A 25,179-nucleotide genomic window follows, 5' to 3' on the forward strand; every position below is an offset into this window, starting at 1 on the left:
CATGCCCCCCTACTACGCCAAGTCCGCCGAGGATCTGCCGACGCGGGAGGATATCGCGACCCGCTCCGGCCTCGACTTCATCCGCGACATGCTGGAGGGCAACCTCGCCGCCCCGCCCATCGCGGAGACGCTGGACTACTGGCTAGAGGAGGTCGAGGAGCGCCGCGTCGTCTTCCGCGGCAAGCCCGCCTTCAAGGCCATGAACCCGATCGGCACGATCCACGGCGGCTGGTTCGGCACCCTGCTCGACAGCTGCATGGCCTGTGCCGTGCAGACCACGTTGCCGAAGGGGCAGGGCTACACCACGCTGGAGTACAAGGTGAACATCGTCCGCCCGCTGTTCCCTCATTCCGGCGAGGTCCGCGCCATCGGCACCGTCAGCCACGCGGGCCGCCGCACCGCCGTGGCCGAGGGCCAGATCGTGGGCGTCGAGGACGGCAAGCTCTACGCCACCGGCTCCACCACCTGCATGGTCATCGACTTCTAGGCAGCGCTGCGATCAGCCCGTCAAACGCCGCAAGATCGTAGCGCGCAGGGTTTGGAGCAGTGTTGTCCGGCATGTCTGGTGGCAGGGTCCACCGCACCCGGCCGGCAAGCGCGCCCTCCATGGCGACGTACCATTCGGTGAGTGGCTCCATCAGCCTCAGATGCAGCTCGAACCGATCGCGCGTCCGCCTTATGTCGCCATCGCGCTGGGTGCGCGCCGCCTCCGGAGTGATGGTCTTGATGAGATACAGATCGGCGAGGCCGAGCCGATGTTCGGCTATCGCTGCCCGGGTCTCGGCGAGTTGAAGGTCCCACTGAGGCCATGGCATCTCGCCGATCCGGCACAGACCCCACAGGTAGTGCAGCTTGAGTGGATCAGTGTCGCAGACGGCGTGACCTGTTCGCTGCTCCATCTCCAGCGCTTGCGTCCAGCGATGGGCATTCCAGTCCGTCCAGGCCCGCGCGACCTCCGATCCGGTTTCTGGCCACGACCGGCGTTCCTCCGGAAAGGTCTCGGGTACCAGATGCGCGGCGGCGTGGGCGCGGCACCAGGTGGTTTTCCCAGCCGCGCTGATCCCCTCGACGACCGTGATCATTGCGGGGGGCGGAAGCCGAAGCCCGCGAGGATTATCTGGCCCTCCTCCGACAGCAGGAAGTCGAGGAACGGCGCGCCGGCGTCGTTGAGCGCTGCGGCGCGGTAGGTGATCGGGTCGTGCAGCGCGGGGTCGATCGGTGTCGCGGTGAGCTCCGGCAGCAGGGCGGCATCGGTGGCGTAGACCACGGCGCTCGGGGCATGGCCGCGGACCACCCAGTTGAGGGCGTCGCGCACGTTGGCGGCGATCACCATCCGCTGTTGCGCTGCGTGCCACAGCCCCCGCGCCTCCAGCGCCTGCCGGGCGTAGCGGCCCGCGGGCACCGCCTCGGGGTCGGCCAGCGCGATGCGCCCTGCGGGCAGGCCATCGGCTTCGGGTGCCGCACCGATCCAGACCAGCGTGTTGCGTGCCACCGTCTCCACCCGCCGCGGTGGCACGCGCTCGGCAAGCCACTCGGCCCAGACCACGTTCGCCGAGAGGTAGAGATCCGCGGGCGCCCCTTGCGCGATCTGGCGCGCGAGCACCCCGCTGCCCGCGAAGACCGCGGTCACGTCATGGCCCGGATAGAGGTCTTCGTAAGCCTCCTCCAGCGCCGCCACCGCATCGGTCATCGAGGCCGCGGCGTAGACCTGAACTGATTCGGATCGGGCACCGTCAACTGCTGCGAAGGTCGTAAGAATCGCGATCGCGACCCGAAACATGCGATGGCCCATCGGCTTTTGCCTCCAATCCGGCGCGGGCGGCGCGAGCCGTCCGCGGGGCAGTGTGTCGCACCCGCAGCAAGCGTCAATCGCGCGCCGCATGAAAGGGTCAGTAAGCATGACCTGTCATCGTTCTGAAATGCATTCCGTAAGATCACGAACGCAATCAGGAATTGTGATGGGACAATGCGTGACGTCGGGGCGACGGCACTTCGCCGCGCCGGGTCGAAATCTGAGGTTGAGGCCCTCCGCCGCGCACTGTCACGAAATGTTCGCCAACCGGAATGGTCAGGGCGGCTGACATAAGGAATTGCGAGGGCCCGGTACCCTTGACGTTTCCCCGCGCGCTTGTCCAAACTTTTGCCCAGTCCACGAGAGGACTGCCAAACGTATGATCGGTCCATGAGGCCGGCACCCGGCGTGGGGACACGGCGGGAGACTTCAGGGAAGAGGTACTCTATGAAAAAATCCGTATTCTTCGGCGCGCTGGCCGCTGCCGGTCTGGTGGCGGGCGCAGGCTACGCACAGACCCTGCAGGAGGTTCAGGACCGCGGCTCGCTGCGCTGCGGCGTGACCACCGGCCTGGTCGGCTTCGCGGCACCGGACGAGAACGGTGAGTGGGAAGGCTTCGACGTCGCTGTCTGCCGCGCGGTTGCCGCAGCGGTCCTCGGCGATGCGACGGCCGTTGAGTTCATCCCGACCACCGGCTCCACCCGCTTCACCGCTCTGGCCTCGGGCGAGATCGACATGCTGGCCCGGAACACCACCTGGACCTTCAGCCGCGACGTCGACCTCGAGTTCGAATTCACCGGCATTAACTACTATGACGGCCAGGGCTTCATGGTCCGCGAAGACCTCGGTGTGACCTCCGCGCTGGAGCTGGACGGCGCCACCGTCTGCATCCAGACCGGCACCACCACCGAGCTCAACCTCGCCGACTTCTTCCGCGCGAACGACATGAGCTACGAGCCCGTGCCGATCGAGACCAACGCGGAAGCGCAGCAGCAGTACCTCGCCAACGCGTGTGACGTGTACACGACCGACGCCTCCGGTCTGGCCGCGACCCGCGCCGCGTTCGAGGATCCGAGCGCGCACATGCTCCTGCCCGAGATCATCTCCAAGGAGCCGCTCGGCCCGCTTGTGCGCCACGGCGACAACGCCTGGGGCGACATCACGCGCTGGACGCTGAACGCCCTGATCGCGGCGGAAGAGCTCGGCATCACCTCCGAGAACGTCGAGGAGCTGGCAGCCGGTACCGAGAACCCGGAGATCAACCGTCTGCTCGGCACCGAGGGCAGCCTGGGTGAGATGCTCGGCCTCGACGCCGACTGGGCGCAGCGCGCGATTGCCGCGAGCGGCAACTACGGCGAGATCTTCAACGCGAACATCGGTCCGGACACCGCGATCGGCCTCGCGCGCGGCCTGAACGCGCAGTGGACCGACGGCGGCCTGCTCTACTCCCCGCCGTTCCGTTGATTTGAACCAGTGGGTCGGGGCGCGCTACGGCGCGCCCCGTCGCCATTTCCGGGGACCGCCGCACGACCGACCGGCACGTCGAATGACCGGGGCGATGCGGAATACGGGCGAGCCCGCCGGTAGCGGGACGTTTTCCATGGAAGAGGGGCGGGCATGACCGCAATCACAGACACACAGCCGGATGAAGGCTTTCGCCTCTCCCAGCTGATCTACGATACCAGGTATCGTTCACTTACCATCCAGATCATCGCGCTGATCCTCGTCCTGTCCGGGCTCGGTTGGCTGATCCGCAACGCGGTCCGCAACCTCGAAGCGGCGGGTCAGGATTTCAACTTCGGCTTCCTGTCGAACACCTCCGGCTACGATATCGGCCAGCACCTGATCGAGTATTCCAGCCAGAGCACGCACCTCGACGCCACCATCGTCGGTCTGCTCAACACGCTGCTTGTCGCAGTGCTGGGCTGCATCGCCTGCACCATCATCGGCGTCTTCATGGGCGTCCTGCGCCTGTCGCCGAACTGGATCGTGCGCAATATCGCGCGCGTCTATGTCGAGGTCTTCCGCAACGTGCCGACGCTCTTGTGGATCATCCTCGTCTTCGCGGTCCTGACCGAGAGCACGCCGGCCCCCCGCGCCTTCCGCGGTGAGGATCCGGCCGCCTCGATGCTGTTCTTCGATTCCGTCGCGATCACCAACCGCGGCATCTACGTGCCCGCCATCACCTTCGAGGAGGGGACGGCGACGATCCTGACCATCGTCTTCCTGCTCTCGCTCGTCGCCATCTGGGGCGTGCGGCGCTGGGCGAAGGCCCGGCAGGCCGCGACGGGGGAGACCTTCCCGGTGCTCTGGACCGGGCTCGCGCTCTTCTTCGTTCCGGTGCTGCTGGTGAACTTCATCCTCGGCGGCGCCATGGGGCTGGAGCGGCCGGAGCTCGCCGGCTTCAACTTCAGCGGCGGCGTCCAGCTCCGCTCCACATTCATCGCGCTCTGGCTTGCGCTCTCGCTCTATACCGGCGCCTTCGTGGCGGAGAACGTGCGGGCGGGCATCCTCGCGGTCAGCAAGGGCCAGACCGAGGCCGCGGCCTCGCTCGGCCTGCGGCCCAACCGGATCATGAACCTCGTGGTCCTGCCGCAGGCGCTGCGCGTGATCGTGCCGCCGATGATCTCGAACTACCTGAACCTCACGAAGAACTCGTCGCTGGCCATCGCCATCGGCTACCAGGACCTCGTCGGCACGCTCGGCAACATCACCCGCAACCAGACCGGGCGGGAGATGGAGACGGTGCTGCTCCTGATGCTGATCTACGTGACGATCTCGCTGACGATCTCGTTCTTCGGCAATCTCTACAACCGCAGCGTCACGCTGAAGGAGCGGTGAGATGAGCGATACCCATTCCGAATCCATCGCCTTCGTCCGCCATGAGCAGCTTCCCCCGGCCCCACCGCCGGCAGGCAAGACGGGTCTGGTGCTGTGGCTGCGCGAGAACCTGTTCTCCTCGTGGTTCAACGGACTGCTCAGCATCCTGTCGATCTACTTCATCGGGTTGCTGATCTACGACTTCTACCCGTGGTTCGCCGATAGCGTCTGGAACGCGAACTCGCTGCGCGAATGCCGCGAGATCGGGGACGGCGCCTGTTTCGCGGTGATCCGTGAGCGGTGGAACCAGCTCCTCTTCGGCTTCTACCCGCGGGAGGAATACTGGCGGCCGGTACTGGCCTTCGTGATGCTCTTCGGGGCGCTTGCGCCGGTGCTGTTCGACAAGGTGCCGCGCAAGATGCTGATCTTTACGGCCCTCTTCCCCTTCATCGCCTACTGGCTGATCTGGGGCGGTTCGGTCTGGGGGCCCGTCTTCGCCATCGCGGGTTTCGTGCTGGCGGGTGTCGTCTTCCAGCAGGTCTCACGCTTCAGCTTCCCGCTGGCGATCGGTGCGGCCATCGTGACGATCGGGATTTGGTCGATCTACTTGCTCGGCCCGATCGCGGGCTTCGTGAACGGCATCGTCCCGATCGAGCTGTCCGAGGTCGCGTCGCGCAACATCGGCGGCTTCCTCCTGACGGTGATCCTCGGCATCACGGCGATCTCCGCCTCGCTGCCGCTGGGCGTGCTGCTGGCCCTCGGTCGGCGCTCGGATCTCTTCATCATCAAGTCGCTGAGCGTCATCTTCATCGAGTTCATCCGCGGCGTGCCGCTGATCACGCTCCTCTTCGTGGCGAACGTGCTCCTGGCCTACTTCCTGCCGCCGGGTACGACCTTCGACCTCATCCTGCGGGTGGTCATCATGATCACGCTCTTCGCGTCGGCCTATATCGCCGAGGTGATCCGCGGGGGCCTGGCGGCGCTGCCGCGGGGCCAGTACGAGGCGGCGGACAGTCTCGGCCTCGACTACTGGCAGGCGATGCGGCTCATCATCATGCCGCAGGCGCTGAAGATCTCGATCCCGAGCATCGTGAACGTCTTCATCGGCCTCTACAAGGACACCACGCTGGTCGCCATCATCTCGATGTTCGACATGCTGGGCCTGTCCAACGCGATCCGCGCCGATGCGGACTGGAACGGCATCATCTGGGAGCTCTACGGCTTCATCGCGCTGCTGTTCTTCATCAGTTGCTACTCGATGTCCCAGTACTCGCAATATCTCGAGCGCAAGCTGCGCACCGACCATCGTTAAGGAGCCGGTCCCATGGCCATGGCAGAACAGACCACCCCGAACATGAAGGTGAGCGACGAGGTCGCCATCTCGATCCGCAGCATGAACAAGTGGTACGGCGACTTCCACGTGCTGCGCGACATCGACCTGACGGTGCAGCGCGGTGAGCGGATCGTGATCTGCGGCCCGTCGGGCTCGGGCAAGTCGACGCTCATCCGCTGCATCAATGCGCTGGAGGAGCACCAGAAGGGCGAGATCACGGTAGACGGCACCGTGCTCTCCTCGGACCTTAAGAACATCGACAAGATCCGGTCCGAGGTCGGCATGTGCTTCCAGCACTTCAACCTCTTCCCGCATCTCACGATTCTGGAGAACTGCACCCTCGCGCCGATCTGGGTCCGCAAGATGCCCAAGAAGGAAGCGGAAGAGATCGCGATGCACTACCTCGCGAAGGTGAAGATCCCAGAGCAGGCCGACAAGTATCCCGGCCAGCTTTCGGGTGGTCAGCAGCAGCGCGTGGCCATCGCCCGCTCGCTCTGCATGAAGCCCAAGATCATGCTCTTCGACGAGCCGACCTCGGCCCTCGATCCGGAGATGATCAAGGAGGTGCTCGACACCATGATCGAGCTGGCGCACGAGGGCATGACCATGCTCTGCGTGACCCACGAGATGGGCTTCGCCCGCCAGGTCGCGAACCGCGTGATCTTCATGGACCAGGGCCAGATCGTCGAACAGAACGAGCCCGAGGAGTTCTTCAACAATCCCAAGAGCGACCGCACCAAGCTCTTCCTCAGCCAGATTCTCGGCCACTGAGCCCTGCGACATCGCGAAGACGGCGTCGGACCCCTCCGGCGCCGTTTTTCGTTACAGGATGCCGGTTACAATACCAGAAAGTCTTTGATGCTACCGGACACCGCTGCGTCCACGAATGCGACCGGTCGCATTTGGGATCGGGAACAGCCCGCCACACCCGGCCGACGCTTTGATGTGATCACTGAAGGCCGTCGGCGCCCGCTGTGACCGCCATCGTATTGATGGCTGGAATGTCCCATGCCTCGGCAAAACGCCCGTCGACAACGCGCCACACGACGACGGCATCCAAAGCGGTGGACTGACCTTGGCTGACCATCGTGTTCCGAACGTGCACGACAACCAGCTCGTCTCCCATAGGCATCGCGGATACGGGTGCGATCCTGAAGGTACCGTCACTCATGTCTGCAATCTTCCCAAAGAAGGTCCGCAGGCCCTCCACGCCCAGGTAGTCGCCATGGACATCCGGCAAGGCCGGGTTGAAGTAATGCCAGACGAAGTCCTCGCTGAAGAGATCGGCTGCCCCCGCGAGGTCTCGAAGATCCAGCCGCGACAGCAGCGCGACGTTTGGGTGCTCTTCTTCCATACGCGTGCCCTGTAACCGTCCTCGGACGTGATAGTAAGACACAGGATAGTGTGCCCGTGTCGGTGGCTCTTGATCTCGGTCAACGGCGGCGCGGACGATCTGCAGCGCTCGGCGCCATGTCGAGCGAACTTCAGAACTCAACCAATCCCTCGAGAAATGCTATTCCTCCCTTGGCCACCCAGCCACTGCTCCCGGTCAGCGCAATCCTCTCGCACCCGGCCTTCGTATAGGGAAAGCGCTCATGTCCCCCGCCCGCATCATCTTCCTCCACGGCGCGTCGAGCAGCGGTAAGTCGACGCTGGCCCGAGCGCTCCAGGCCCGGATCGAGGCGCCGTTCTGGCACATCTCCATCGATCACCTGCGTGACAGCGGCGTGCTGCCGACCGACCGTTTCCGCTCCGGAGAGTTCGACTGGCGGGCTGCGAGAGCGCCCTTCTTCGATGGCTTCCACCGCTCGCTTGCGGCCTATGCCGGCGCGGGCAATGACCTGATCCTGGAGCATATCCTTGATACCGACGGCTGGCTGGAGCAGCTCTCCCGCCTCTTCGCCCCATTCGACGTCTTCTTCGTCGGACTGCACTGCCCGCGGGAGGAACTGATCCGCCGGGAGGCGGCGCGCGGCGACCGGCCCGCAGGCAGCGCCGCGCGAGACTTCGAGACGGTGCACGAGGGGAAACGCTATGATCTCGAACTTCAGGCCATCGACCCGCTCGCCGACAATGTCGAGGCGCTGCTTGCCGCCTGGCGCTGCCGCAGCGCCCCCTCCGCTTTCGACCAGCTGCTCTAGAGCTTTCCCAGCGGCATCCCCATCTCCTGCCCAACACCACAGCAGGAGGACCCCCGCCATGCCCGCCTTCTTCATCGCGCAGGTGACCGTCAAGGATGCCGAGAAGTTCAGGATCTACGCGGGCGAGGTCGGTGCCACGATGGAGCCCCATGGCGGTGAACCGGTCCTGCGCGGGCAAAAAGCCACGGACCTGACCGGAGAGAGCGATCACGAGATGGCCGCCATCTTCCGCTTTCCCGATCTCGCGTCGATCCGCGCCTGGTACGGCTCCGATGCCTACCAGGACCTCATCCCCGTGCGCGAGGCCGCCGCCGACATGACCATCACGGCCTACGAAATCCCGGACTGAGCCGCCCTTCCAGCTTGCCGAAATATCCCCGCCGGAGGCGCACGCCCGCTCGCCGGCGGATCGGGTCGCTTTTTCGCACCTGCAACGGTAGCCAGCCCGGAACCGTCACCTATATGTCGCCAAAGCGGCTTGTCTGCCGCACTAATCCCGAGGCTCCGCCTGTGAAAGAGACCGACTCCTACGAAGCCGGCCCCTGGCGCTTTGTACCCGCCGCCGTTCAGGCGGCGCTCTTCGTCTGGTTCTGCACCTTCCTGCCGACGGCCTCGGCCGGAACGCCCGTCGACTTCATCTGGCAGTGGGTCCCGGCACTGGGGATCGAGGCCGCGTTCCGCATCGACGCGCTCTCGCTGCTCTTCGCGCTGCTGATCACCGGCATCGGGGCGATCTGCTTCCTCTATGCAGCCGAGTACTTCCACGCGGACCGGCGGCTGAAGCGGCTGCTGACGCTGATGTCGATGTTCGCGGCCTCGATGCTGATCCTCGTGCTCGCCGACGACGCCATCACGCTCTTCGTCGCGTGGGAGCTGACGACGATCACCTCCTTCCTGCTGGTCGGCTACGACCACCAGAAGGATGACGCGCGGCACAAGGCGCAGCAGGCGCTGATCGTCACCGGCATCGGCGGTCTTGCCCTGATGGCGGGACTGATCCTGATGGGCAGCGTCGCGGGCACCTATCGCATATCGGAGATGGGCAGCTTCGCCGATCACTCTCTCTACCTCGTGATGCTGGGCCTCGTGCTCGCGGGCTGCTTCACGAAGTCCGCGCAGTTCCCGTTCCACTTCTGGCTTCCCGGCGCGATGGCAGCACCCACGCCGGTCTCGGCCTACCTGCACTCGGCGACCATGGTGAAGGCGGGTGTCTACCTCGTCGCGCGCCTGACGCCGCAACTCGGCGGGACGGAGGTCTGGACCTGGACGCTGACCCTCGTCGGCGCCGTCACCATGGTGGTGGCGAGCTTCTGGGCCCTGCGCCAGACCGACCTGAAGCTGATGCTCGCCTGGACCACGCTGATGGGCCTCGGCACGCTGATGATGGGGCTCGGCGGCGGCAGCTACTATGCCGTGGGCGGCGCGCTCACCTTCATCCTTGTCCACGCGCTCTACAAGGCGTCGCTCTTCCTCGCCGTGGGCCTCCTCGACAAGGGGGCTGGCAGTCGGGAGGTCGACGATCTTTCGGGGCTGCGCCACGCCATGCCGATCAGCTTCGGCATCGCGGTGCTCGCGGGCGCCTCCATGGCCGGCCTGCCGCCCTTCGTGGGCTTCATCGGCAAGGAGCTCAGCTACGAGGGCGGTCTTCAGACCCAGACGGAGGAGATCTTCGTCGCCACCATGTCGGTCATCGCCAATGCGCTGATGTTCGCGGCCGCGGGACTCGTCGCGATCCGCCCCTTCTTCGGCCAGCAGAAGAGCAAGAAGGAGACACCGAAGGATCCCTCGATCTACATGTGGTCCGGCCCCGCGATCCTTGCCTTGCTGGGCCTCCTGCTCGGCCTTTTCCCCGGCGGGCTCGACGCGCTGATCACCGCGATGGTCGAGGTCGTGCGGGGCGAGCCCGGCGCGCCGGAGGTCAAGCTCTGGCACGGCGTGAACGCGGCCCTCATGCTCTCGCTCCTCACCTTCGCCATCGGCGGGGTGCTGTTCTGGGGCCTGCCCGAGCTGCGCCGGTCGCTGACGCGGGAGGAGCAGCGCGTGCCCGACAGCGCCGCCGTCTACGACGTGCTCCTCAACGCGCTGCGCGACACGGCGAGCTGGACCGCGCGCACCGTTCAGGACGGCCGGATGATGAGCTACCTGCGCGCGACCTTCATCACGCTGGCGCTCATGGTCTGGGCCGCGATTTTCTTCGGCTCCGGCAACGTGGCGCGCATCGATCCCGCCGCCCCGATCTTCCACTGGGTGATCGTCGCGATCATCGTGGCCTGCGTGATCGCGATCATCTTCACCGGCTCGCGCCTGATCGCCATTACCGCGCTGGGCGGCGTCGGCTCGGGGATCGCGGTGATCTTCGTGCTCTACTCGGCGATCGACGTCGCGATGACGCAGCTCCTGACCGAGATCCTGATCGTGGTCTTCGTCGCCGTCGCCTTCATCAAGCTGCCGCGGGCGGGCACCGGCGCGCTCCGCATCGGGGATGCGATCATCTCCGCCGTGCTCGGCCTCGGCATCACCTTCGCGATGCTCGCCGTGCTGGGCGCGGGGCTCGAGCGCGACGTGACGCAGTTCTTCGAGGCCAACGCCTATCCGGAGGCCGCGGGCCGCAACATCGTCAACGTCATCCTCGTCGATTTCCGGGCCCTCGACACGCTGGGCGAGGTTGCGGTGGTCGTCATCGCCGGTATCGCGGCCCTGGCCGCCCTGCGCGCGGGGCGTGAGGTCAACAAATGAACTCCATCATCCTGAACACCGCGACGCGGGTGCTTGTCCCCGTCTTCATCATCGTGGCGCTGATGACGCTCTGGCGCGGGCACAACGACCCGGGCGGCGGCTTCATCGGCGGGCTGCTCGCGGCGATCTGCGTGGCCCTCTACGAAAAGACCTTCGGCGTGGACGAGGCGCGCCGCTGGCTGCGCCTGTCGCCCATGATGATCGCGGGCCTCGGCCTGACGGCGGCCATCGCGGGCGGCCTCTGGGGCGCGGTCGTCAACGGCGCGTTCCTCTCGGGCGTCTGGCCGTTCTACGCCTCCGTCGACGGAAGCTGGGAGGGGCTGCCCGTTGGCTCCATCCTCCTCTTCGACACCGGGGTCTTCCTGGTCGTCGTCGGCGTGGTCAGCGCCATCCTCTTCGCGCTGGAGGAGGCGGGCATCCCCGAGGATCGCGAGGAAGAGGACGGTGTTCCCCAGGACAGGGAGGAGGGTGCCTGATGGAAAGCATCGTCTCGATCCTCGCGGGCGTTCTGGTCGCCGGGGGCGCCTACCTCATGCTCTCGGGCAACCTGGTGCGCTACATCCTCGGCCTCACGCTGCTGTCGAACGCCGCGAACTTGGTCATCTTCGCCGCCGGGCGGATGACCGAGGCGGCCCCGCCCCTGACCCTCTACGGGGAGAAGGTTCCGGCTGAGGGCGTTGCCAACGCCCTGCCGCAGGCCCTGATCCTGACCGCCATCGTCATCGGCTTCGGCCTCTTCTGCTTCGCCCTCACGCTCGCCTACCGCGCCTACTACGCCATGGGCACGGCGCGGATGGACTCGATGCGCGTGGCCGAGCCGCGGGAGGAGGGATGATGCCTCCCGCGGGGATATTTGAAGAAGAGAGAGCCCACGCATGATCCTCGTCTGGCCGATCGTGATCCCGCTGGCGAGCGCGGCGCTGCTCCTGCTGTTCCGGAAGTGGAGCGGGCTGGTGCGCTGGGGCTCCGTCGCTGCGGCCGTGGCCCTGCTGGCCGCGGGCATCTGGCTGCTCGCCACGGTGCTGGAGACCGGGCCGGTGGCAGCGCAAATGGGCGGCTGGCCCGCCCCCTTCGGCATAACGCTGGTGGCCGACATCCTGTCGGCGGCCATGGTCGTCATCACCGGCATCGTTGCGGTCGCCGTCACCATCTATGGTTTGGCGGAGATCGACCGGACCGAGGGCTGGCACGGCCACCACGCACTGGTGCACGCGCTGCTGGCGGGGGTCTGCGGTGCATTCCTGACCGGCGACATCTTCAACCTCTACGTCTGGTTCGAGGTGATGCTCATCGCCTCCTTCGGCCTGCTGGTCGTCAACGGCACCAAGAAGTCCGCCGATGGCGCGGTGAAGTATGTGGGCCTCAACCTCATCGCCACGCTCGCCTTCCTGTCCGGCGTCGGCCTGCTCTACGGCGTCACCGGCACGCTCAACATGGCCGACCTGTCGGGCCGGTTGGAGGGGCGGCAGGAGGAGGTCGCCGTTCTCGTCTCCGCCATGCTGCTGCTCTTTGCCTTCGGGGCGAAGGCGGCGATGTTCCCGGTCTTCTTCTGGCTGCCGGCGTCCTATCACACGCCCTCCGTGACGGCCGCCGCGCTCTTCTCGGCCCTGCTGACCAAGGTCGGTGTCTACGCGCTGATCCGCGTCTTCACGCTGATCTACGACCTCGACGTGCCTCTGGTGCAGAACATGCTGCTCTGGGGTGCGGTGCTGACCATGATCGTGGGCGTTCTGGGGGCCGCGGCGCAGAACCACTGGCGGCGCATCCTCGGCTTCCACATCATCAGCCAGATCGGCTACATGGTCCTCGGCCTTGCGCTCGCCACGCCCGCAGCGATGCTGGGCGCGATCTTCTACCTCTTCCACCACATCATCGTGAAGGCGAACCTGTTCCTGATCGCAGGTGCCGCCCGTCGCATGGTGGGTTCGGAGGAGCTGAAGATCACCGGCGGGCTCTACGCCGCCCGCCCGCTCCTCGCCGTCCTGTTCCTCATTCCCGCGCTCAGCCTCGCGGGCATCCCGCCGCTCTCGGGCTTCTGGGCGAAGTTCCTGATCGTTGCGGCGAGCCTCGAGCTGGAGGCCTGGCTCATCACCTTCGCCGCCCTCGCGGTGGGCCTGCTCACACTCTATTCGATGTCGAAGATCTGGCTGGAGGCTTTCTGGAAGCCCCATCCGGACGGCCCCGACGCCGTGGTCGGCAAGGTGCCCATGGCGATGCTGGTGCCGATCCTCAGCCTCGCCACGCTGACGGTCATCATCGGCCTCTCGGCCGGCATGTTCGTCGACGCGGCGCTGGCCGCCACCGAACAGATCCTCGATCCGACCGCCTATATCGAAGCCGTTCTGGGAGCGCGCGAATGAGACTGATCCTCAAGCCGATCTGGTTTCTCAACCTGGTCGCCTACTTCCTCTACGATCTGCTCGCATCCTCGATCCAGGTGGCGTGGGATGTGCTGACGCCGACCCACCGCTCGGAGCCGAAGCTCATCCGCATCCCCCTCGATGCGAAGAGCAATATGGAGATCACGGCCACCGCCAACCTGATCTCGCTGACGCCGGGCACGCTGTCCCTCGATGTGAGCGAGGATCGTGACTACCTGTTGGTCCATGCCATGTTCGGCGCCCAGGACCCCGAGGCCACGAAGCGGGACCTCAAGGACGGGATCGAGCGCCGCGTGCTCAGGGTGTTCAGATGACGATACTCGGTATCACCCTTGTCGGCCCGCTGGGCTTCGCGCTTGCCGCCACCGCGCTGATGCTGACGGTGGCGCTGGCGATGTGCACCTGGCGCCTACTCGTAGGCCCCTCGCTCAGCGATCGGGTCGTGGCACTCGACGCGATCTCGATCCTCTTGGTGGCGTTCTTCGTCGTCTTCGCCATGGCCTCCGGCGTCGGGGCCTATCTCGACGTGGCGATCGTGATGTCGCTGGTCGCTTTCCTGGCCACCGTCGCATTCGCTCGCTTCATCGAACGCACGATCGGAGGGTCCGATGATTGAGTGGATCGCCGCTTTCCTGGTGCTGCTCGGCGGGGCGTTCTCCGTCATCGCGGCGCTGGGCCTCGTCCGGATGCCGGACGTCTACATCCGCATGCATTCCTCGACCAAGACGGGCACCGTGGGGCTCGGTCTGCTGTGCATCGCGCTGATGCTGGTGGCCGATGGCTGGTTCCAGGTGGTCGAGGCGATGATCATCCTCCTGTTCCTGCTGATCACGGCGCCGATCGGCGCGCATCTCATCGGCCGCGCGTCCTACGCCGCCGGCGTACCTTTCAGCGATGCGACCACCTTCGAGCCGGGATGTGAGACCTTCGGGACGCCCCGTCGCGAGGAAAAACCCTTGAACGAGTCTGAGGGTGACATATCTCCGTCACATCAATCGCAGGAGGGGTCGTCCTGACGTGACGTCGCCACCTGCGGGGAAGCTTTCGGCCAGACGCACTTGCGTTGATTGCAACGCGGCAATGCTCTAAACGGGGCTTCTGTTACAATTTGGTGAACGCATATAACAAGCGTTCCAAGACAGTTAGAGAGTTACGAGGACGGGATGTTCGACGATTTCGACGGGCAGGCCTGGTCGAATGACCAGGGCAGCCGAGCGCAGAAACTGTTTGCCGCCGTGGTGCTGGCCGCGCTCGACGATGCCATCGCCGACGACAAGAAATACGGCAACGGTCCGGATGTGATCGCGCGTTGGGCGCGGTCAAAGGACGGGCGCGAAGTGCTCATGTGCGCGGGCATCGACCCGACCGAGCGGTGCGTGCAGGGTCTCATGGAGTTCGTGAAGAAGGGCGTTCGCACGTCCGTCGCGCTCTCCCGCGAGGAAAGCGAGCGCCGCGCAGCGGCCTGATCGCCGCCCGAGCGCCATGAAAGGGGCCGTCCCATCGGGGCGGCCCTTTCGCATGTCAGCGGTCGATCATCGAGCCTGCGCCCCGCTCCGTATGGATCACCGCGGCGATCTGGTCGAAGCCGATCTCCCCGCCGAAGCGGAACCAGGTCGGCTGCATCGCCACCACCCACGCATGCCGCTGAACGTCGTCGAGCTGCACGACACGTACCTGGTCCTGCCGGATCTGCATCTTCGACATGTTCGCAAGCTCGAAGGCGAAGCGGTTGCGCTCCAGACTCACCAGCTCGATCAGCAGCTCCAGCTCCGCCCGCAGCTCCGGATCCAGCCCCTCCCAGAAGTCCGGGGCCGTGACCAGCATGTACTGCACCAGCCCGTGGTTCGATTCCGTCACGCTGTCATGGGCATAGTGCAGCCCGCGGGCGGAGATGTCGGTCCAGGTGCTGTTCTGCCCCGCCACGCGCCCCGTCTGCAGCGCCTCGGCCATCGCGATGGGGGAGAGCAGATGCGTCTCCGCCCCCAGCTCCGCGAAGTAGTCCTGCTCGATCAGCGCGTCCTGCGTGCCGAAGGTCAGCCCCTCCAGGTCCGTGGGCGCCTCCAGCCGCCGCGTGGCCGACATCGCCTTCATCCCGTCGGCCCAGAAGGCGAGGCCGAGCAGGCCCTCGTCCACCGCCTCGGTCAGCAGGCCGCGGCCCAGATTGCTCTCCTGATATTCCAGCACCACCGCCATGTCGCGGAACAGGAAGGGCAGGTCGAAGACCAGGAAGCGGGGCGAGATCTCGCCCATATTGCCCATCGACGGCGCGGCCATCTGCCAGCGCCCGTCCGCGAGACCGGCGAGGACCTCGGCATCGGAATAGTCGCCCGCCTCGGCCTCGACGACCATGCAGGCCCGGCCGTCGAGCTCCCGGTTCACGAGGTCCGCGAGGAAGGCCGCGGCCTCCCCCTTCGGATGGCCCGTGGCCGGGGCGTCATGGGGGAAGCGGATGGTGACCTCGCCGGGATCGCAGACCGCGAGGGCCGGACCGGAGAGGAGCGTAAGTAAAAGTGCGGCGCGCAGCATGGGTGAGCCTCGTAACGAAAGAACTCGTTACATAGTGTCGCGAATCATTAAATTACTCAGCGAAAAGAGGCAACGGCTCCGCGTTTTCGGTGCACCGTTGCATACCGGTGTCGCGACTAAAGGAGGGCATGCGATGCGATGGTCGATCCACCACGTCAACCTGGAGGCGAAGGACGTCCGCGCCACCGCCCGCTTCTATGCGGAGGTGTTGGGGCTGGAGCAGGGGGTCTGGACCTATCCCGCCAGCCGCGGCTACCTGCCCGGCGGCGCGGACCGGCTGGCGCTGTTCCCGGATGGACGGGAGAGCCACACCGGCCTCCACTTCATCGCGCCCGACCCGGACTTCGCGGCGAAGAACGGTTTCGCCCACAACCCCTCGGTCGGCGGCCACGTCGCGCTGAACGTCGCGGACCTCGAAGCCGTCAAGGCCCGCCTCCGCGCCGCCGGCATCCCCTTCTCGGAAGCCGGCGAATTCGCGATCCCCGGCCTGCGCCACATTTATGTCAGCGATCCGGAGGGGAATTTGATTGAGGTGAATGGAGCACAGTAAATCTAAGCACATCTTATAGATGTTTGGGGCTATGATATTAAAGTGATCACAGAAAGTTTTGGAGCTATTCAGTGAACTCTTCCGAGGCGCCATTCGCGCTTTTAGTCGACGGGCTGATCCCAAACTTCTGGGATTTTTGTGCGAATTTTCTCAACGATCTGATCAAGCAGTACCCAGGTGTTTCCTGCGATCGCATTGGCAGATTTACTTTCGCTCATCAGCCTGTGGTATTCCTGCTGTGAAACGATCGAGACTGGTTTGTAGCCAGTTCGCCATTGGCCGCCAACCATCTCCGGGACTGTGTCTTGTGAGATTTTGCTGCTAAGAGCATCTAACTGTTTCATAAACGCATTTAGATCAGTGTTCAGCGTCTTGTTGTGGAACATAAAAGTACCACGCTTCCACCTATTAAGTAGCGAGTGGACTTCGGTGTAACGGTCGCTGTTGATGAGTGCCCATAAGTCCGCATCTTTCAGAAGGCCGCGCAGTTGCCCTGCGTGGAGCTCTACAAGCTCGCGCGCGACACGCACATCATTTTGGGACACCTGCGAGCTTCCGAGCTCCTCACTAAGTTTAAATTCCGTAAAGTGCCAAACGACAAAAGCTCCGACCAAGGCAGCCCAAGCCTCCGGATTGTCTATAAAGCTGAGATCTGATGGCCATAGTAACCAAATCAGGCTCAAGATCACAGAATAGCCTGTCCCAATCCTCGATAAGGTTTGAGTGTATTTACCCATCCATCTTCAGCGCATTGATAAACGCCTCCTGGGGGATTTCGACCCGCCCAAACTGGCGCATCTTCTTCTTGCCCGCTTTCTGCTTGTCGAGCAACTTGCGTTTCCGGGTGGCGTCGCCGCCATAGCACTTGGCGGTCACGTCCTTGCGCAGGGCCGAGATTGTCTCGCGCGCGATGATGCGGCCGCCGATGGCCGCCTGGATCGGGATCTTGAAGAGGTGCTGCGGGATCAGCTCCTTGAGCTTCTCGCACATCACCCGCCCCCGCGCCTCGGCCCGGCTGCGGTGCACCATGGTCGAGAGCGCGTCCACCGGCTCGTCGTTCACCAGGATCTGCATCTTCACCAACTCGTCCTGCTGGTAGCCCGTCATCTGGTAGTCGAAGCTCGCATAGCCCTTCGTCACCGATTTCAGCCGGTCGTAGAAGTCGAACACCACCTCGTTGAGCGGCAGGTCGTAGACCACCATCGCCCGTGTGCCCGCATAGGTGAGGTCGAGCTGCACGCCCCGCCGGTCCTGACAGAGCTTGAGCACGTCGCCCAGGAACTCGTCGGGCACGAGGATCGTCGCCTTGATCCGCGGCTCCTCCACCCGGTCGACTTTCACCGGATCGGGCATGTCGGCGGGGTTGTGCATCTCCAGCATCTCCCCGTCCTTGAGGTAGACGTGGTAGATGACGCTGGGTGCCGTGGTGATGAGGTCGATGCCGTATTCCCGCTCCAGCCGGTCGCGGATCACCTCCAGGTGCAACAGGCCCAGGAACCCGCAGCGGAAGCCGAAGCCGAGGGCGGCGGACGTCTCCATCTCCGACGAGAACGAGGCGTCGTTGAGCGCCAACTTCTCGATCGCGTCGCGCAGGTCCTCGAACTCGGCCGAGTCGACGGGGAAGAGGCCACAGAACACCACCGGGACGGACGGGGCGAAGCCGGGCAGCGGCGTCTCCGCCCCCTTCTTCTCATGGGTGATGGTGTCGCCGACGCGGGTATCGCGCACCTGCTTGATGCTCGCCGTCAGGAACCCGATCTCTCCCGGACCCAGCGCATCGACCGGCTGCATGCCGGGGCGGAAGACGCCGACGCGGTCCACCGGGTAGACGGCGCCCGTTGACATCATCTTGATCCGCTCGCCCTTCTTCAACGTGCCGTCGATGACACGGATCAGGACAACGACGCCGAGATAGGCGTCGTACCAGCTATCCACGAGCATCGCCTTGAGGGGTGCGTCGCGGTTGCCTTCCGGGGCGGGCAGGCGGGTGACGATCGCCTCCAGCACATCCTCGATCCCGATACCTGTCTTGGCGGAGATCATGACGGCGTCCGAGGCATCGATCCCGATCACGTCCTCGATCTGCTCCTGCACCCGCTCCGGTTCGGCCGCGGGCAGGTCGATCTTGTTGAGGACCGGGACGATCTCGTGATCCGCGTCGATGGCCTGGTAGACATTGGCCAGCGTCTGCGCCTCCACCCCCTGGCTGGCATCGACCACCAGCAGGGAGCCCTCCACCGCGCGCATGGAGCGTGACACCTCGTAGGCGAAATCGACGTGGCCCGGCGTGTCGATCAGGTTCAGCACGTAGGCCTCCCCGTCCTTCGCCGTGTAGTCGATGCGGACGGTGTTCGCCTTGATGGTGATCCCGCGCTCCCGCTCGATATCCATCGAATCGAGAAGCTGCTCCTTCATGTCGCGCTCGGCCACGGTGGCGGTCGACTGGATCAGCCGGTCGGCCAGCGTCGACTTGCCGTGGTCGATATGCGCCACGATGGAGAAGTTGCGGATACGCGAAAGATCGGTCATGGGCCCACGCCTGAACGGAAAGTTACCCGCCCGCTTGCCAAGAAACGGCGGAAATGTCCATGCGGCTCAAAGCGTCGCCATCAGCTCCTGCACCCGATCCTCGATCAGGTCGAACATCTGCTCGAAGCTGTCGTCGTAGTAGGGGTCGGGCACTTCGCGATCGCCCAAGAAAAGCTCGATGCGCGCCGTGCAGTCCTTGGGCGCGCGCGCCTTCAGATCGGCGAGGTTCTGGCGGTCCATCGCGAAGATGATGTCGAAGCTCGTGTAGTCCGCCGGCTCCACCCGCCGGGCGCGCAGGTCGTTATAGTCGATGCCCCGGCGCAACCCTTCGGCGAGCGCGCGGGGATCTGGTGGGCTGCCGGCGTGCCACGCGCCCGTGCCGGCACTGTCGAGTTCGAGCCCCGGCGCATGGGACCGCATTACAGCCTCTGCCGCCGGCGACCGGCAGATATTGCCCAGGCACACAAACAGTATGCGGGTCGTCATTCCCTCACGCTCCCACTAACGTCGCAGCAGCATAAGCGAGGAATTCCAATGCCGCAGCCTCAAATCGTCATTCTGACCGGTGCCGGCATTTCTGCCGAGAGTGGTTTGGGGACTTTCCGCGATGCGGATGGGTTGTGGACCCGCTACCCGCTGGAAGATGTGGCAACCCCCGAGGGTTTCACGCGAAATCCCGATCTAGTCTAAGAATTCTACAACATGCGTCGCCGGGATGCGCGCGGGGCGGAGCCCAACGCGGCCCACCGCGCGTTGGCGCGCCTACCCGCGGAGCGTGTGACGCTGGTTACGCAAAATGTCGACAATCTGCACGAACGGGGCGGCTTCGCGGATCCGATCCACATGCATGGCGAACTGATGCAGGCGCTCTGCGCCGCCTGCGGCACGCGCCACCCCTGGACCGAAGACCTCGACGGCGGCAGCGTTTGCCCGGCCTGCATCCGCACCGCGCTGCGCCCCGACGTCGTCTGGTTCGGCGAGATCCCCTACCACATGGAGCGGATCGCCGAGCGGCTGGCGACCTGCGACCTCTTCGTCTCAATCGGCACGAGCGGAGAGGTCTACCCTGCCGCCGGTTTCGCCCACAAGGCCCGGATGAACGGCGCGCGCACGCTGGAGCTCAACCTCGAAGCGTCGAACGGCGCCTTCGACGAGGCGCGCACCGGACCCGCCACCGCGCTGGTCCCTGCCTGGGTGGAGGAGATCCTCGGCAGCGCCGCCTCCGGCGGGGATATTTGAGCGAATCCGAAAGCCCCTTCGGCTTCGCTCAAATATCCAACACACAAACGCAAAACGCCCCGCCGCGGATCATCCGGGCGGGGCGCTTGCAATCGGATCGGGCTGGGATCAGGCGGAGGCCTGTGCCGCCTCGATCTCTTTCTTCACCTTCAGCGCGGCGGGCGACAGCTCGTCGACCTTCGCCTTGGCGAGGAAGTTGTCGAGGCCACCGCGGTGGTCCACGGTCCGCATGGCTGCTGCCGACACCTTGAACTTGAAGGCACGGCCCAGCGTGTCGGATTGCAGCGTCACCTCATTGAGGTTCGGCAGAAACCGACGACGGGTCTTGTTGTTCGCGTGGCTGACGTTGTTTCCGGTCAGCACGCCTTTTCCGGTCAACTCGCAACGACGCGACATGGCATGTCCTCTTGTCTTTCCTGCGGGCACCTCGGGGTGACCGCCCATCGGATCAGCGACGCACACGCCAGCGGGCGGGCTTTCGCCTCAGTCAATTTCGAGCCGCTGCATTACTCCGGCGACTCGCGCGCGTCAAGGCCGGATCTCCATCAGGCGCACCGCGATCAGGATGAGACCGGCGAGCGTGACGAGCACGCCCATCACGAGGCCGTGGCTCCGCCGCGCGCCCTCCAGCCCCGGCACCAGCACGGTGTTGCCCGGATTAGTGGGATCGACATGGACGGCAACCTCGGCCCCGACCGGGAACCGGTCCACGAGCGCCTCGACCCGGTCGTTCTGGAACTCGTGGAAGAAGGTCGCGCGGTCGCCCTGTTGCGCCACCCCGTCGACGGTGTAGTCGTACTCCATCCGCAGGCGCACCTCGTTGGGCTGACCGCGCCGTTTGACGTAGACCTCCGACCGGGTGATCCGGCCCGGCACGATCGGCCAGCCCCGCGCGCTCTCCGCCCGGCGGCGGGTGCGCAGGCTGGAGACGCCGAGCGCAACGCCCCCGAGAGCGACGAGCACGCAGACGAAAAGCGGTGGCCCGTCAAACATCGCCGGTGTCCTTCGCAAAGAGGTCGAGCGCCCGCTCGGCCGCCTCGTCCGGGGTCATCTCGCCCGCCGACACCGCGGCGCCGAGATCGGGCAGGGCGGCACGGACCGCCGGCGCGGCCTCGAACCGGGCGCGTAGACCGTCCTCGATCTCCCGATCCATCCAGATGCGCGCCTGTGCCGAGCGCGTGGCGTCGAAGGTCCCGGCCGTCCGCCGCACCTCCGCCAACTCCGTCAGCGCGTCCCACACATCCGCCAGCCCCTCGACCGCGAGGGCGGAGACGGGCATGGCGCGCGGCCAACCCTCCGGATCCTGCGGGCGCTTGCGCATCAGGTGCAACGCCGCGGCGTAGTCGGAGACCGTGGCCGCGGCCGCCGCCCGCATCTCACCATCGGCCTTGTTGACGAGGATCAGATCCGCGCGCTCCATCACGCCGCGCTTCACGCCCTGCAACTCGTCCCCGCCGCCCGGCGCCAGCAGCAGCACGAAGAGGTCGGTGAGATCGGCCACCATCGTCTCCGACTGGCCGACCCCCACCGTTTCCACGATCACGATGTCGAAGCCGGCGGCCTCGCACAGCGCCATCGCCTCCCGCGTACGCCGGGCCACGCCGCCGAGGGCCGATTGCGAGGGGGAGGGGCGAATGTAGGCCGATCTCGCCCGCGCCAGCCGCTCCATCCGCGTCTTGTCGCCGAGGATCGAGCCTCCGGTGCGGGCCGAGGACGGATCAACGGCGAGCACCGCGACCCGGTGCCCGGCCTCCACCAGCATCATGCCGAACGCCTCGATGAAGGTGGATTTGCCCACGCCCGGCGTGCCAGACAGCCCGATGCGCAGCGCGTCGCGCTTCGGCAACTCGCCCAGCAGCGCCCGCGCCGCGGTCCGGTCCTCCGCCCGGCGCGATTCGATCAGCGTGATCGCGCGGGAGAGCGCGCGCCGGTCGCCTGCCACCAGCGCCTCGACATCGATCCGGGCCGTTCCCATCTAGTCCCTCGTCTGCCGCGTCACGCGGTCGTGATGGCCGGGACGGAGCCGATCGGCCCCCTCCGGCGTAAACTTCGCGGACCCTAGCTTGGTGATGCACGGAGCAAAAGGATGTTGCGCCCGCTTCTGACCGCCCTCTGCCTGACGGCGCCCACGCTTGCCGCCGCCGGTGAGCGCTTTACCCACACCTACGAGATGCGCGTCGGCGGACTGCGTCTGGCCAGCGCCGCTGTGGCCGGCGTGGCCGAGGGCAATCGCTATGCGGTGAACGCCAACCTCGCCGCCTCCGGCATCGTCGACGTCTTTACCGACGGCTCGTTCGAGGCGGAGGTGCGCGGCACCTGGGACGGCAACGGCACCTTCACGCCCGAGCGCTTCTCCCAGACCGGGAACTGGCGGGGCGAGGAGCGGCGGCTGGACCTCACCTACGCCGCGGGCACCCCTGTCTCCGCCGTCTATACGCCGGAGCGGGACCCGGACGACGACCCGATCCCGACCCTGTCCAAGCAGACCGGGACCATCGACTTCCTCACGGCAGTCATGACGCTGACCTATCCCGGCACGATGGAGGAGATCTGCTCCCGCGCGTTCGACGCCTTCACCTTCACCAAGCGCACGCGGATCGAGATGTCGCAAGGCCCCGGCGAAAGCTGCGTGGCGACGTACCGCAACATCGACCCCGAGACGATGCGCGCGAAGGATCCGGACACCTACACGGTCGAGCTGCGCCCGATGGAGGGGAACATCTACGAGGTCTCCCGCCTTGTCGGTCCCACCGATTTCGGCCGGGCGATCATCTCGCGCACGAACTGACGGCGGCGCGCGGGCTGCAGGTTCCGCCTGCCGGCGGGGATATTTGGACCAAGCTGGAAGGCAGGCTTGATGCGCATCCGGCCCACCGTTACGCAGGCGCGACCCCGGACGAGGAGCCTGCCTATGACCGACGACCGCCTCATCGTGGCACTCGACGTGCCCAACGCCCTCGCCGGGCTGGAGCTGGTGGAGCGGATCGGCCCGTCGGTCGGCTTCTACAAGATCGGTCTGGGCATGCTGACGGGCGGCGGGCTGGCGCTGGCCAACGAGCTGACGGAGAAGGGGCACCGCGTCTTCCTCGACATGAAGCTCTTCGACATCGGCGCGACGGTGGAGGCGGCGGTGCGGGGCCTCGCACAATTCGATCTCGACTTCCTTACGGTGCATGGCGACCCGCACGTGGTGCGCGCGGCGGCGGAGGGCGCGGCGGACAGCGGGCTCAAGATCCTGGCCGTGACGATCCTCACCAGCCTCGGCCGCGACGACCTCGACGCGAGCCTGATCCGCGACGGCGCGGTCCCCGATCTGGTGGCCGAGCGGGCCGGTCGCGCGCTGGAGGCGGGGGCCGACGGCGTCATCGCCTCCCCGCAGGAGGCCGCGATGATCCGCGCACTGCCGCAGGCCGTCGGCAAGCTGATCGTCACCCCCGGGGTGCGGCCCGCGGGCGCGGCACTCGGCGATCAGAAGCGGGTGGCGACCCCGGCACAGGCGATCACGGACGGCGCCGATCACATCGTCGTCGGCCGCCCGGTCCATGCCGCCGCCGATCCGCGCGCGGCGGCCGAGGCGATTCTGGCGGAGCTACCCACCTGGCATTGAGATCCGGTTAGCGTTCGCTTCGAAAAACCGCTTGGTGCACGCATGTTGCGGCACATCTACAGTTCGGTGCACGGGTGTCATACGCTTGGTGCACGCATTGTGTACGGGTTGTGCATCGTCCTATGGCCGCTTTCTGCCGCGATTGTCTGGAGCCGACGACCGATTCGGGCCGCTGCCCGAATTGCGGTTCTCCGCGTGTGCAGCGCCACGATGAACTCTTCGATCTCGGCATCGCGCACATGGATTGCGATGCGTTCTACGCCAGCGTCGAGAAGCGGGACCATCCGCATCTGCGTGACCAGCCGGTCATCGTCGGTGGCGGGAAAAGGGGCGTCGTGACAACGGCTTGCTATATCGCTCGGATCCGCGGCGTGCGCTCGGCCATGCCGATGTTCAAGGCGCTGAAGCTCTGTCCGGAGGCGACCGTCGTCCCGCCCCGGATGGACGTCTATGCCGAGGTCTCCCGCGCCATTCGCCGGTTGATGGAGGAGCTGACCCCCGCGATCCAGCCCATCAGCCTCGACGAAGCGTTTCTCGACCTCACCGGCACTGGCCGCCTGCACGGCGCGCCGCCCGCTATCCTGTTGGCAAGACTTGCAAAACGGATCGAGGAGGAGCTGGGCGTCACCATCTCCATCGGGCTGAGCCACAACAAGTTCCTGGCTAAGATCGCCTCAGACCTCGACAAGCCACGCGGCTTCTCCGTCATCGGGCGGGCGGAGACGGAGGACTTCCTCGACGGGCAGCCGGTCAGCATCATCTGGGGCGTCGGCCGCGCGATGCAGGACCGGCTGGCGCGTGACGGGATCCGGACGATCACCGATATCCGCCGCTACTCCGAAGAGGATTTGTTCAGGAAGTACGGGGGTATGGGCGCCCATGTCTGGCGCCTCGCCTACGGGATCGACAGCCGCCGTGTGTCGAATCGCGACCCGGTGAAGTCGATCTCCAACGAGCGGACGTTCAACGAGGATATCGGCGCGCTCGACGAGCTCGACGGGCATCTGTGGCGGCTGGCGCTCAAGGTCTCCGACCGGGCGAAGGCGAAGGATCTGGTCGGTGCCACGGTGAACCTCAAACTGAAACGCAAGGATTTCCGGCTCCTCAGCCGTCAGACGCGGCTGACGGAGCCGACGCAGCTCGCGGACGAGATCTACAACGCCGCGCGGCCCTTGCTAGACAGGGAACTCGACAAGGGACCGTTCCGCCTGCTGGGCGTGGGCCTCTCGCATTTGTCGGACTGGCAGGGCGCGGATGCGGCGCCCGATCTGCTCGATCCGGGTGCGCCGAAGCGTCGAGCGGCGGAGCGGGCAAGCGACTCGATCCGCGCGCGGTTCGGGCCCGATGCAATCCTCAAGGGTCGTGCGTTGCGCTAGGCGGTTTTTCGCGTTGCAACATTGACGCATGGCAGCCATGCATCAGGTGGGCGGCTGAGCGTCTGCCAAACGGTATAAGAGGCCTGCAAAACAAGGGTAAAAGGCTTTTTGATCCTTGGTTTAGCTGACGGAGCGTCATCCGTGCTTGC

Annotated in this window: 29 protein-coding genes and 1 pseudogene; 20 read left to right on the forward strand and 10 right to left on the reverse strand. The window is 65.8% G+C overall.

Features of this window, described 5'->3' with window-relative positions; translation table 11 throughout:
- Nucleotide 1 precedes the first annotated feature (1 nt).
- Nucleotides 2–487 (forward strand): PaaI family thioesterase, encoded by a 486-nt coding sequence (locus tag I0K15_RS11810; RefSeq protein ID WP_196101722.1) that lies wholly within the window; start codon nucleotides 2–4, stop codon nucleotides 485–487.
- Here I0K15_RS11810 and I0K15_RS11815 read toward each other — a convergent pair.
- Nucleotides 474–1,082 (reverse strand): hypothetical protein, encoded by a 609-nt coding sequence (locus I0K15_RS11815; RefSeq protein ID WP_196101723.1) that lies wholly within the window; start codon nucleotides 1,080–1,082, stop codon nucleotides 474–476. The two genes, I0K15_RS11810 and I0K15_RS11815, sit on opposite strands and share 14 nt — an antisense overlap.
- A complete protein-coding gene (gene modA / locus I0K15_RS11820; protein WP_230374097.1) occupies nucleotides 1,079–1,780 on the reverse strand; it encodes a molybdate ABC transporter substrate-binding protein in 702 nt (233 codons plus the stop codon). Before modA ends, I0K15_RS11815 begins: the two co-directional genes overlap by 4 nt.
- A gap of 459 nt (nucleotides 1,781–2,239) precedes the next feature.
- Between modA and I0K15_RS11825 the strand changes: the two genes are divergently transcribed.
- From I0K15_RS11825 to I0K15_RS11840, 4 genes are all read left to right on the forward strand, one after another.
- Complete coding sequence (locus I0K15_RS11825; RefSeq protein ID WP_196101725.1) at nucleotides 2,240–3,256, forward strand: amino acid ABC transporter substrate-binding protein; 1,017 nt, start codon at nucleotides 2,240–2,242, stop codon at nucleotides 3,254–3,256.
- A gap of 153 nt (nucleotides 3,257–3,409) precedes the next feature.
- The gene (locus I0K15_RS11830; RefSeq protein ID WP_196101726.1) at nucleotides 3,410–4,633 is read left to right on the forward strand and encodes an amino acid ABC transporter permease; all 1,224 of its coding nucleotides are present in this window, start codon (nucleotides 3,410–3,412) and stop codon (nucleotides 4,631–4,633) included.
- A gap of 1 nt (nucleotide 4,634) precedes the next feature.
- Nucleotides 4,635–5,924 (forward strand): amino acid ABC transporter permease, encoded by a 1,290-nt coding sequence (locus tag I0K15_RS11835; protein ID WP_196101727.1) that lies wholly within the window; start codon nucleotides 4,635–4,637, stop codon nucleotides 5,922–5,924.
- An 18-nt stretch (nucleotides 5,925–5,942) separates the two neighbouring features.
- Nucleotides 5,943–6,716, forward strand: coding sequence for an amino acid ABC transporter ATP-binding protein (locus I0K15_RS11840; RefSeq protein WP_277882916.1), 774 nt, complete (start codon nucleotides 5,943–5,945; stop codon nucleotides 6,714–6,716).
- Nucleotides 6,717–6,894: 178 nt separating this feature from the next.
- Here I0K15_RS11840 and I0K15_RS11845 read toward each other — a convergent pair whose 3' ends face one another.
- Nucleotides 6,895–7,299 carry a nuclear transport factor 2 family protein gene (locus I0K15_RS11845; protein WP_196101728.1) on the reverse strand — a complete coding sequence of 135 codons (405 nt, stop codon included), beginning with the start codon at nucleotides 7,297–7,299 and terminating at the stop codon, nucleotides 6,895–6,897.
- A 241-nt stretch (nucleotides 7,300–7,540) separates the two neighbouring features.
- On the opposite strand from I0K15_RS11845, the gene I0K15_RS11850 reads away from it, so the two are divergent.
- The 10 genes from I0K15_RS11850 to I0K15_RS11895 all read left to right on the forward strand — a co-directional run bounded on the left by I0K15_RS11850 (nucleotide 7,541) and on the right by I0K15_RS11895 (nucleotide 14,669).
- Nucleotides 7,541–8,086 (forward strand): chloramphenicol phosphotransferase CPT family protein, encoded by a 546-nt coding sequence (locus I0K15_RS11850; protein WP_196101729.1) that lies wholly within the window; start codon nucleotides 7,541–7,543, stop codon nucleotides 8,084–8,086.
- A 58-nt stretch (nucleotides 8,087–8,144) separates the two neighbouring features.
- Nucleotides 8,145–8,435: a DUF1330 domain-containing protein gene (locus I0K15_RS11855; protein WP_196101730.1), complete on the forward strand. Its 291-nt coding sequence runs from the start codon at nucleotides 8,145–8,147 to the stop codon at nucleotides 8,433–8,435.
- 161 nt (nucleotides 8,436–8,596) lie between these two features.
- Nucleotides 8,597–10,822 (forward strand): hydrogen gas-evolving membrane-bound hydrogenase subunit E, encoded by a 2,226-nt coding sequence (gene mbhE / locus I0K15_RS11860; protein WP_230374098.1) that lies wholly within the window; start codon nucleotides 8,597–8,599, stop codon nucleotides 10,820–10,822.
- Entirely contained in the window at nucleotides 10,819–11,298 is a 480-nt protein-coding gene (locus I0K15_RS11865) for an MnhB domain-containing protein (RefSeq protein WP_196101732.1), read from the forward strand. The genes mbhE and I0K15_RS11865 overlap by 4 nt, the downstream gene beginning before the upstream one ends.
- A complete protein-coding gene (locus tag I0K15_RS11870) occupies nucleotides 11,298–11,657 on the forward strand; it encodes a Na+/H+ antiporter subunit C (RefSeq protein WP_196101733.1) in 360 nt (119 codons plus the stop codon). The genes I0K15_RS11865 and I0K15_RS11870 overlap by 1 nt, the downstream gene beginning before the upstream one ends.
- A gap of 40 nt (nucleotides 11,658–11,697) precedes the next feature.
- A complete protein-coding gene (locus I0K15_RS11875; protein ID WP_196101734.1) occupies nucleotides 11,698–13,182 on the forward strand; it encodes a Na+/H+ antiporter subunit D in 1,485 nt (494 codons plus the stop codon).
- On the forward strand, nucleotides 13,179–13,517 hold the full coding sequence (locus tag I0K15_RS11880) for a Na+/H+ antiporter subunit E (RefSeq protein WP_196101735.1): 339 nt from the start codon (nucleotides 13,179–13,181) through the stop codon (nucleotides 13,515–13,517). Before I0K15_RS11875 ends, I0K15_RS11880 begins: the two co-directional genes overlap by 4 nt.
- A complete protein-coding gene (locus tag I0K15_RS11885) occupies nucleotides 13,514–13,819 on the forward strand; it encodes an MrpF/PhaF family protein (protein ID WP_196101736.1) in 306 nt (101 codons plus the stop codon). The genes I0K15_RS11880 and I0K15_RS11885 overlap by 4 nt, the downstream gene beginning before the upstream one ends.
- Nucleotides 13,812–14,219: a monovalent cation/H(+) antiporter subunit G gene (mnhG, locus tag I0K15_RS11890; protein ID WP_196101737.1), complete on the forward strand. Its 408-nt coding sequence runs from the start codon at nucleotides 13,812–13,814 to the stop codon at nucleotides 14,217–14,219. The genes I0K15_RS11885 and mnhG overlap by 8 nt, the downstream gene beginning before the upstream one ends.
- A 147-nt stretch (nucleotides 14,220–14,366) precedes the next feature.
- Complete coding sequence (locus I0K15_RS11895) at nucleotides 14,367–14,669, forward strand: DUF6280 family protein (RefSeq protein ID WP_196101738.1); 303 nt, start codon at nucleotides 14,367–14,369, stop codon at nucleotides 14,667–14,669.
- Between the two features lie 55 nt (nucleotides 14,670–14,724).
- On the opposite strand, the gene dctP is transcribed toward I0K15_RS11895, so the two are convergent.
- Nucleotides 14,725–15,729, reverse strand: a complete 1,005-nt coding sequence (dctP, locus tag I0K15_RS11900) for a TRAP transporter substrate-binding protein DctP (RefSeq protein WP_196101739.1) — start codon at nucleotides 15,727–15,729, stop codon at nucleotides 14,725–14,727.
- A 133-nt stretch (nucleotides 15,730–15,862) separates the two neighbouring features.
- Between dctP and I0K15_RS11905 the strand changes: the two genes are divergently transcribed.
- On the forward strand, nucleotides 15,863–16,279 hold the full coding sequence (locus I0K15_RS11905) for a VOC family protein (RefSeq protein ID WP_196101740.1): 417 nt from the start codon (nucleotides 15,863–15,865) through the stop codon (nucleotides 16,277–16,279).
- A gap of 101 nt (nucleotides 16,280–16,380) precedes the next feature.
- Here I0K15_RS11905 and I0K15_RS11910 read toward each other — a convergent pair whose 3' ends face one another.
- From I0K15_RS11910 to I0K15_RS11920, 3 genes are all read right to left on the reverse strand, one after another.
- The gene (locus I0K15_RS11910) at nucleotides 16,381–16,962 is read right to left on the reverse strand and encodes a hypothetical protein (RefSeq protein WP_196101741.1); all 582 of its coding nucleotides are present in this window, start codon (nucleotides 16,960–16,962) and stop codon (nucleotides 16,381–16,383) included.
- A gap of 46 nt (nucleotides 16,963–17,008) precedes the next feature.
- Nucleotides 17,009–18,808, reverse strand: a complete 1,800-nt coding sequence (gene lepA / locus I0K15_RS11915; RefSeq protein WP_196101742.1) for a translation elongation factor 4 — start codon at nucleotides 18,806–18,808, stop codon at nucleotides 17,009–17,011.
- Nucleotides 18,809–18,874: 66 nt separating this feature from the next.
- The gene (locus I0K15_RS11920; RefSeq protein WP_338420742.1) at nucleotides 18,875–19,228 is read right to left on the reverse strand and encodes a low molecular weight protein-tyrosine-phosphatase; all 354 of its coding nucleotides are present in this window, start codon (nucleotides 19,226–19,228) and stop codon (nucleotides 18,875–18,877) included.
- Nucleotides 19,229–19,342: 114 nt separating this feature from the next.
- Between I0K15_RS11920 and I0K15_RS11925 the strand changes: the two are divergent.
- Nucleotides 19,343–20,047: pseudogene (locus I0K15_RS11925) on the forward strand (NAD-dependent deacylase).
- A gap of 108 nt (nucleotides 20,048–20,155) precedes the next feature.
- On the opposite strand, the gene rpmB reads toward I0K15_RS11925, so the two are convergent.
- The 3 genes from rpmB to meaB all read right to left on the reverse strand — a co-directional run bounded on the left by rpmB (nucleotide 20,156) and on the right by meaB (nucleotide 22,022).
- The gene (rpmB, locus tag I0K15_RS11930; RefSeq protein WP_196101744.1) at nucleotides 20,156–20,443 is read right to left on the reverse strand and encodes a 50S ribosomal protein L28; all 288 of its coding nucleotides are present in this window, start codon (nucleotides 20,441–20,443) and stop codon (nucleotides 20,156–20,158) included.
- Between the two features lie 132 nt (nucleotides 20,444–20,575).
- Nucleotides 20,576–21,040, reverse strand: a complete 465-nt coding sequence (locus I0K15_RS11935; RefSeq protein ID WP_196101745.1) for a DUF3592 domain-containing protein — start codon at nucleotides 21,038–21,040, stop codon at nucleotides 20,576–20,578.
- The gene (gene meaB / locus I0K15_RS11940) at nucleotides 21,033–22,022 is read right to left on the reverse strand and encodes a methylmalonyl Co-A mutase-associated GTPase MeaB (protein WP_196101746.1); all 990 of its coding nucleotides are present in this window, start codon (nucleotides 22,020–22,022) and stop codon (nucleotides 21,033–21,035) included. The genes I0K15_RS11935 and meaB overlap by 8 nt, the downstream gene beginning before the upstream one ends.
- A gap of 111 nt (nucleotides 22,023–22,133) precedes the next feature.
- Here meaB and I0K15_RS11945 point away from each other — a divergent pair, with 111 nt between their 5' ends.
- The 3 genes from I0K15_RS11945 (at nucleotide 22,134) to I0K15_RS11955 (ending at nucleotide 25,030) form a co-directional block, all read left to right on the forward strand.
- Complete coding sequence (locus I0K15_RS11945; RefSeq protein WP_196101747.1) at nucleotides 22,134–22,835, forward strand: DUF3108 domain-containing protein; 702 nt, start codon at nucleotides 22,134–22,136, stop codon at nucleotides 22,833–22,835.
- A gap of 123 nt (nucleotides 22,836–22,958) precedes the next feature.
- Nucleotides 22,959–23,654 carry an orotidine-5'-phosphate decarboxylase gene (pyrF, locus tag I0K15_RS11950; RefSeq protein ID WP_196101748.1) on the forward strand — a complete coding sequence of 232 codons (696 nt, stop codon included), beginning with the start codon at nucleotides 22,959–22,961 and terminating at the stop codon, nucleotides 23,652–23,654.
- 122 nt (nucleotides 23,655–23,776) lie between these two features.
- On the forward strand, nucleotides 23,777–25,030 hold the full coding sequence (locus I0K15_RS11955; protein WP_196101749.1) for a DNA polymerase IV: 1,254 nt from the start codon (nucleotides 23,777–23,779) through the stop codon (nucleotides 25,028–25,030).
- Nucleotides 25,031–25,179: the final 149 nt, after the last annotated feature.

Origin of the sequence: Pontivivens ytuae (genome assembly GCF_015679265.1) — a bacterium.
Classification (GTDB): Bacteria; Pseudomonadota; Alphaproteobacteria; order Rhodobacterales; family Rhodobacteraceae; genus Pontivivens; species Pontivivens ytuae.

Bases quoted from the DNA above. Each gene is read 5' to 3' on its own strand.
- I0K15_RS11810 (WP_196101722.1), top strand. From the start codon at position 2: ATGCCCCCCTACTACGCCAAGTCCGCCGAGGATCTGCCGACGCGGGAG.
- I0K15_RS11815 (WP_196101723.1), bottom strand. From the start codon at position 1,082: ATGATCACGGTCGTCGAGGGGATCAGCGCGGCTGGGAAAACCACCTGG.
- modA (WP_230374097.1), bottom strand. From the start codon at position 1,780: ATGTTTCGGGTCGCGATCGCGATTCTTACGACCTTCGCAGCAGTTGAC.
- I0K15_RS11825 (WP_196101725.1), top strand. From the start codon at position 2,240: ATGAAAAAATCCGTATTCTTCGGCGCGCTGGCCGCTGCCGGTCTGGTG.
- I0K15_RS11830 (WP_196101726.1), top strand. From the start codon at position 3,410: ATGACCGCAATCACAGACACACAGCCGGATGAAGGCTTTCGCCTCTCC.
- I0K15_RS11835 (WP_196101727.1), top strand. From the start codon at position 4,635: ATGAGCGATACCCATTCCGAATCCATCGCCTTCGTCCGCCATGAGCAG.
- I0K15_RS11840 (WP_277882916.1), top strand. From the start codon at position 5,943: ATGGCAGAACAGACCACCCCGAACATGAAGGTGAGCGACGAGGTCGCC.
- I0K15_RS11845 (WP_196101728.1), bottom strand. From the start codon at position 7,299: ATGGAAGAAGAGCACCCAAACGTCGCGCTGCTGTCGCGGCTGGATCTT.
- I0K15_RS11850 (WP_196101729.1), top strand. From the start codon at position 7,541: ATGTCCCCCGCCCGCATCATCTTCCTCCACGGCGCGTCGAGCAGCGGT.
- I0K15_RS11855 (WP_196101730.1), top strand. From the start codon at position 8,145: ATGCCCGCCTTCTTCATCGCGCAGGTGACCGTCAAGGATGCCGAGAAG.
- I0K15_RS11865 (WP_196101732.1), top strand. From the start codon at position 10,819: ATGAACTCCATCATCCTGAACACCGCGACGCGGGTGCTTGTCCCCGTC.
- I0K15_RS11870 (WP_196101733.1), top strand. From the start codon at position 11,298: ATGGAAAGCATCGTCTCGATCCTCGCGGGCGTTCTGGTCGCCGGGGGC.
- I0K15_RS11875 (WP_196101734.1), top strand. From the start codon at position 11,698: ATGATCCTCGTCTGGCCGATCGTGATCCCGCTGGCGAGCGCGGCGCTG.
- I0K15_RS11880 (WP_196101735.1), top strand. From the start codon at position 13,179: ATGAGACTGATCCTCAAGCCGATCTGGTTTCTCAACCTGGTCGCCTAC.
- I0K15_RS11885 (WP_196101736.1), top strand. From the start codon at position 13,514: ATGACGATACTCGGTATCACCCTTGTCGGCCCGCTGGGCTTCGCGCTT.
- mnhG (WP_196101737.1), top strand. From the start codon at position 13,812: ATGATTGAGTGGATCGCCGCTTTCCTGGTGCTGCTCGGCGGGGCGTTC.
- I0K15_RS11895 (WP_196101738.1), top strand. From the start codon at position 14,367: ATGTTCGACGATTTCGACGGGCAGGCCTGGTCGAATGACCAGGGCAGC.
- dctP (WP_196101739.1), bottom strand. From the start codon at position 15,729: ATGCTGCGCGCCGCACTTTTACTTACGCTCCTCTCCGGTCCGGCCCTC.
- I0K15_RS11905 (WP_196101740.1), top strand. From the start codon at position 15,863: ATGCGATGGTCGATCCACCACGTCAACCTGGAGGCGAAGGACGTCCGC.
- lepA (WP_196101742.1), bottom strand. From the start codon at position 18,808: ATGACCGATCTTTCGCGTATCCGCAACTTCTCCATCGTGGCGCATATC.
- I0K15_RS11920 (WP_338420742.1), bottom strand. From the start codon at position 19,228: ATGCGGTCCCATGCGCCGGGGCTCGAACTCGACAGTGCCGGCACGGGC.
- rpmB (WP_196101744.1), bottom strand. From the start codon at position 20,443: ATGTCGCGTCGTTGCGAGTTGACCGGAAAAGGCGTGCTGACCGGAAAC.
- I0K15_RS11935 (WP_196101745.1), bottom strand. From the start codon at position 21,040: ATGTTTGACGGGCCACCGCTTTTCGTCTGCGTGCTCGTCGCTCTCGGG.
- meaB (WP_196101746.1), bottom strand. From the start codon at position 22,022: ATGGGAACGGCCCGGATCGATGTCGAGGCGCTGGTGGCAGGCGACCGG.
- I0K15_RS11945 (WP_196101747.1), top strand. From the start codon at position 22,134: ATGTTGCGCCCGCTTCTGACCGCCCTCTGCCTGACGGCGCCCACGCTT.
- pyrF (WP_196101748.1), top strand. From the start codon at position 22,959: ATGACCGACGACCGCCTCATCGTGGCACTCGACGTGCCCAACGCCCTC.
- I0K15_RS11955 (WP_196101749.1), top strand. From the start codon at position 23,777: ATGGCCGCTTTCTGCCGCGATTGTCTGGAGCCGACGACCGATTCGGGC.